5 protein-coding genes are annotated in these 5,030 nt (G+C 43.9%); 2 read left to right on the top strand and 3 right to left on the bottom strand.

The features are described 5' to 3' along the window. Nucleotides 1-342 precede the first annotated feature (342 nt). Nucleotides 343-1,296, top strand: coding sequence for a fructosamine kinase family protein (locus QUB26_RS31140; protein ID WP_333239190.1), 954 nt, complete (start codon nt 343-345; stop codon nt 1,294-1,296). Between the two features lie 79 nt (nt 1,297-1,375). Here QUB26_RS31140 and QUB26_RS31135 read toward each other — a convergent pair whose 3' ends face one another. After that, nucleotides 1,376-3,076, bottom strand: coding sequence for an ABC-F family ATP-binding cassette domain-containing protein (locus QUB26_RS31135; RefSeq protein WP_333321171.1), 1,701 nt, complete (start codon nt 3,074-3,076; stop codon nt 1,376-1,378). Between the two features lie 496 nt (nt 3,077-3,572). On the opposite strand from QUB26_RS31135, the gene QUB26_RS31130 reads away from it, so the two are divergent. Next, a complete protein-coding gene (locus QUB26_RS31130; protein ID WP_333321169.1) occupies nt 3,573-3,791 on the top strand; it encodes a hypothetical protein in 219 nt (72 codons plus the stop codon). On the opposite strand, the gene QUB26_RS31125 is transcribed toward QUB26_RS31130, so the two are convergent. After that, entirely contained in the window at nt 3,774-4,259 is a 486-nt protein-coding gene (locus QUB26_RS31125) for a hypothetical protein (protein WP_333321167.1), read from the bottom strand. The genes QUB26_RS31130 and QUB26_RS31125 overlap by 18 nt on opposite strands. Nucleotides 4,260-4,270: 11 nt before the next feature. Next, nucleotides 4,271-4,924, bottom strand: coding sequence for a hypothetical protein (locus QUB26_RS31120; protein WP_333321165.1), 654 nt, complete (start codon nt 4,922-4,924; stop codon nt 4,271-4,273). Nucleotides 4,925-5,030 lie beyond the last annotated feature (106 nt).

Here is a 5,030-nt window from a genome sequence, read left to right as displayed (position 1 = left end):
AATAGACCGAGGGCTTGACCTCTCTTTCTACATGGTGATGATGATGACTTAATTTCTCTGCAGTCTTCAGGGTTTTTCACCCTGACAACTTTTTGGTAGTTTCAAAATACCCCGTGGCATCACGGGGATGCTATTCCTTTCTCGACGGTTAAACGCCCTGGTTCCAGCTCGAAAATAGCTCAATCCCTCGAACCACTTTTAAACAAAACCACCTCTCTGTACAGATAGGTGGTTTGTTGTTTTTGCTAATTAAGCTTTGTTGTTTTTGCTGATTAATTTTTAATTTGCTATACCTGTTAAAGTAATTTCGATCGCCCTCAACCCTCAACACGATTTCATGCTATGTGGGAGAAAATTGCCGCGCACATCTGTGAAACAACGGGAGAAACATTTTCGATCGACAATCGCCATTCCGTCAGCGGTGGCTGCATCAATCAAGGCTATTCTATCAGCAGCAGTTCCCGCACTTACTTCGCGAAAATCAATCAAGCTTCCCAAGTCGCGATGTTTGAAGCTGAGGCGCTGGGTTTGCAGCAAATGCGGGAAACCCAGACGATTCGAGTACCTGAGCCGATTTGCTGGGGAACTGAGGGGAATTCAGCTTATATTGTGCTGGAATGGCTGGATTTGGGAAGTCGCGGGGGCGATCGAGCTTGGGAAGAAATGGGGCGAAAACTCGCCGAAATGCACAACAAATACACCCCCCCCAACCCCCCCTTGCTAAGGGGGGGAGAAGAGCCTAATTCTACCTTGCTAAGGGGTGGAGAAGAGCCTAATTCGGGCTTGCTCAGGGGTGGTTTTGGGTGGGATATTAATAATACGATCGGCTCAACTATACAAATTAATAATTGGACGGCAAATTGGGCAGAATTTTGGGCAGAACATCGGATTGGTTATCAGTTAAAATTGGCTAAGCGTCGGGGCGGCCATTTTCCGAAAGGAGAACGTTTATTAGAGATGATTCCTGAATTGTTAGCTGGTTATGAACCTCAACCCTCGCTAGTTCACGGGGATTTGTGGGGGGGAAATGCGGGGGTGACATCTGCGGGGGAACCGGTAATTTTTGACCCGGCGGCATATTTGGGAGATAGAGAAGTTGATATTGCGATGACTGAGCTATTTGGTGGATTTCCGGGGCAGTTTTACCGGGGATATAATCAGGTTTGGCCTTTGGATTCAGGGTATGAAGAACGCAAAACTCTTTATAATCTCTATCACATTTTAAATCATTTTAATTTGTTTGGTGGGAGTTACGAGTCCCAGGCGAATCAGATGATTAGTCGAATTTTGGGTTAGTTAAGAATCAGATGCTTTTTAAACCGCAGATGCACGCAGATAAACGCGGATTTAAGGTTTATCTGCGAGGGAGGCAAGTTTATTTTTGCTTAGCCGCAGCTTTTTTCTTAGCTTCTTTTTCTGCTTTTTTAGCTGCTTTTTCTGCTTCAATTTTGGCTAACTTGGCTAGCTCTTTTTCTTCAGCTATTTTATCGAGATAGTAGTGATAATCTCCCAAATAAGGGCGAAACTCTCCGTCCCGAATCTCGACTATTTTGTTAGCGACTTGGGAGATGAAATAGCGATCGTGCGAAACGATAATTACCGTACCGTCATAATTCTGAATCGCCTCTTCCATCATCTCTTTCGCCGGAATGTCGAGGTGATTTGTCGGTTCGTCCAAAATCAGCAAATTCACGGGAGTCAACAGCATTTTTGCCAAAGCTAAGCGGGCTTTTTCTCCCCCGCTTAAAGCGCCAACCTGTTTAAATACTGTTTCACCAGTAAATAAGAAACGGCCCAACAAAGTCCGAACTTCTTCATTTTTCCAGTCGGGAACTTCGTCGTGAATCGTTTGCATCACGCTTTTATTCAAATCTAAGGCTTCTGCCTGATTCTGTTCAAAGTAACCGGGGATGACATTGTGGCCTCCCAATTTGACAGTACCTTCAGTCGGCTTTTCCAAGCCCATAATCATCCGCAGCAGGGTTGATTTGCCCGCGCCGTTGGGGCCGAGAAAGGCAATACGATCGCCCCTTTCAATTAATAAGTCGGCTCCTAAAAATAGGATTTTTTCGCCGTAGGTGTGCACCAAATCTTCAATTATTGCTACTTCGCGACCACTGCGGGGTGCGGGGGGAAAGCGGAAATGCAAAGTTTTTAATCCGCCGGTGGGGGCTTCGATGCGTTCGATTTTGTCTAACTGTTTCTCGCGGCTTTTGGCTTGGGTGCTGCGAGTGGCGCTGGCGCGGAATTTTTCAACGAATGCTTGCTGTTTTTCGAGTTCTTTTTGCTGGCTTTCGTAGGCGCTGAGTTGGGCTTCTCTGGCTTCTGCTTTTTGCAGCAGGTAGGAGGAGTAGTTGCCGAGGTAGGTGCTGGAAACGCCGCGTTCGGTTTCGACGATTTGGGTGCAGAGCCGATCGAGAAATTCGCGGTCATGGGATACGATTACCATTGGGGTTGTCAGCCCTTTGAGGTATACTTCCAGCCATTCGATGGTTTCTAAGTCGAGGTGGTTGGTAGGTTCGTCTAACAGCAGGATGTCAGGTTTTTGCAGGAGAATTTTGCCTAAACTCATCCGCATTTGCCAGCCGCCGCTGAAGGCGCTGACTAATCGATCGCCATCTTCGGGTTCAAATCCGATTTCGGGCAGAATTTTCTCGATTTGGGCTTCTAAACCGTAGCCGTTTAGGCCTTCAAATTGCCGTTGCAGCCGATCCATTTTGTGGATCAGTTCGTCGAGATTTTCTGGGGAGGAGTTTTCCAAGTCTCGATGGACTTGCATCAGGGATTCGTGGACTTCGTTGGCTTCGCTGAAGGCACGCCAAAATTCTTCTTTGACGGTGCGAGTCGGATCGACTTCAAATTCTTGGGAGAGGTAGGCGATGTGCAAGCTGGCGGGGCGAATAACTTCGCCGGCGGTGGGTTCGATTTCGCCGGCGATGATTTTGAGTTGGGTGGATTTGCCGGCACCGTTAACGCCGACTAAGCCGATGCGATCGCCCGGTTTGACTTCCCAGGTGACATCTTTGAGTACGACGCCTGTGGGGTAAATTTTACTGATGTGTTCGAGTCGCAGCATTGTTGTGGGGACTGGGGAAGGGCTGGTTTAGCGGCGGATGGGATGCCGGCGCTGAGGTCGAGTTAATCTTAACAAATTTTAATTATATTTAGGGTATTGCCAGATTTTGATTTGGTAGGAGTTACGGGAAGAAACCGGGTTTCTATGAAAAATCGCAGATTCTGGGCTAGAGATATAGGAAGAAACCCGGTTTCTGGCCTCGATGTGGGTTCAGGACTCTTTGGGTGGGGCGATCCTCTTCGAGGGCAACGCTTACGGGCGATCGTGTTGTTTCAGATTGAATTTCTCGCATAATGGTTGAGACTTCTCCACATTATAATAGTGAGTGTCAACCTCGATCGCAAAAGAGAGCGATCGTGCCAGCAAGAGACATTTATTATCTCACGGACTTCAAACACTTTTAAAGCAGGCGATGGGAGGTGAGATCGCCTTCAGCAAATTCCCTTAAACTTGAGTAAAATAAGACAGCCATCATCGCCACAAAACCTAACTCACCATGCAAACCTCAACATTTGATAGTATTTTAGACGAGATCGAAACCTTGTCTATAGACGAACAAGCTGCTTTACTGGTCATCATGCACCGGAGACTTAGCGATCACCGTCGCACCGAAATTGCTGCTAACATTGCACAAGGAAAACAAGACTATCAATCTGGAAAGGGGTTTCCAGGTACAGTTAATGAAGCGATCGCGGAGCTAAAACTCATCAGATGAAGTTATGAAATATCCTACTATCATAGGACTTAATGCTGATATAGCTGTAGCGAAAATTATGACTATCCACTGCGCTAATGTTGGGGTAGGGATAGATGCAGCAGTGGCAGCAGCAATACCAAAACTTCCCCTTGTCAATAATTGAATATTTCCTATTAAAGAAGTCCAGAAATCAAATAAAATAGCTGGCCACCACATCCAACATAAAATTGTACGCATTCCCAGATCCATATGATATTCTTTTCCATTAATGACTATACTAAAATTACTCTTCTTCTTTAGAACCTCTGGTTTCCAAATATTCGTGGTTAGTACACTTAAGCCCGCAATAAAAAAAGCCAGAACTATCGCCACTCCCATAGTTCCTGAATTTTCACCACCTAAAATACTTACTATGCCTTTGTAAGTCGTCACCACATCCCAAACAGCGGGAACACAAAATACAATAATTGCAAAAGTTCTGATCATCACTAACTCCTCTAACCAAATAAAGTTAAGGCTAATGTTATACCTATGACAAAAACGATAATAGTAATTGCTACATGAAGGTTCTCACTAGAGACTTTAAACCTACCAGATAATTTTTCAGAATTCTCAGACGCAGGCGATTGTGACTGATTGGAAATTTCATCTTCTGTCGCTGAATTTCGTGACCATTTAATAGAAACATTTGGCCACGATCTACGTTTCAGCATTATAGTAGACAGACTACTAAATATATTACACAGAACAGTAAACCATTTTTTATTTGTGGTAACTGGTTTCGACGAACCATGTGTTTGTTTTGAATAGTTGGAGCATAGCAAGATTATATTTTTTAGAAATTGCTTCCAAATCTTTAAATACTTATCCTTATTCTGGACATAATTACCTTTTGTAACAGCTTGAGCCTCTATTGATTTTATTTCATCGATCATTTTTAAGTGTATGCGACTAGCTTCTTTGGCAAACTTGTAACTTTTTTTATTAAAATCACTAAAAAGTATTAGATTGCTATAGAGGAGTAACACTGCGCTATAGAAAGATGTTAATGTATCTTTAGTAACTTCTCCTTTTTGAAAGTCTTCTTCTATATTTCTTAGTTCATTAAATATTGGGTGTAAATAATTATTTTCCTGGCAGCAATACAGCATTAATTTGACTTTATTTAAGGCGGTATAAAGGTATCGGCTCAATAAGTAGGGGTAGCAGTTAATCTAGTTGCAATAGACTTGCCCAAGGGATAAAGAGAAGATTTTT

The sequence above is a fragment of the Microcoleus sp. B4-C1 genome, from assembly GCF_036705285.1.
GTDB lineage: Bacteria > Cyanobacteriota > Cyanobacteriia > Cyanobacteriales > Microcoleaceae > Microcoleus.
Note: the sequence above shows the minus strand (reverse complement) of the source record. Positions and strands in the feature narration are given on the sequence as shown.

Excerpts from the sequence above, each read along its gene's own strand:
- QUB26_RS31140 (WP_333239190.1), top strand. The coding sequence starts at position 343 with ATGTGGGAGAAAATTGCCGCGCACATCTGTGAAACAACGGGAGAAACA.
- QUB26_RS31135 (WP_333321171.1), bottom strand. The coding sequence starts at position 3,076 with ATGCTGCGACTCGAACACATCAGTAAAATTTACCCCACAGGCGTCGTA.
- QUB26_RS31130 (WP_333321169.1), top strand. The coding sequence starts at position 3,573 with ATGCAAACCTCAACATTTGATAGTATTTTAGACGAGATCGAAACCTTG.
- QUB26_RS31125 (WP_333321167.1), bottom strand. The coding sequence starts at position 4,259 with ATGATCAGAACTTTTGCAATTATTGTATTTTGTGTTCCCGCTGTTTGG.
- QUB26_RS31120 (WP_333321165.1), bottom strand. The coding sequence starts at position 4,924 with ATGCTGTATTGCTGCCAGGAAAATAATTATTTACACCCAATATTTAAT.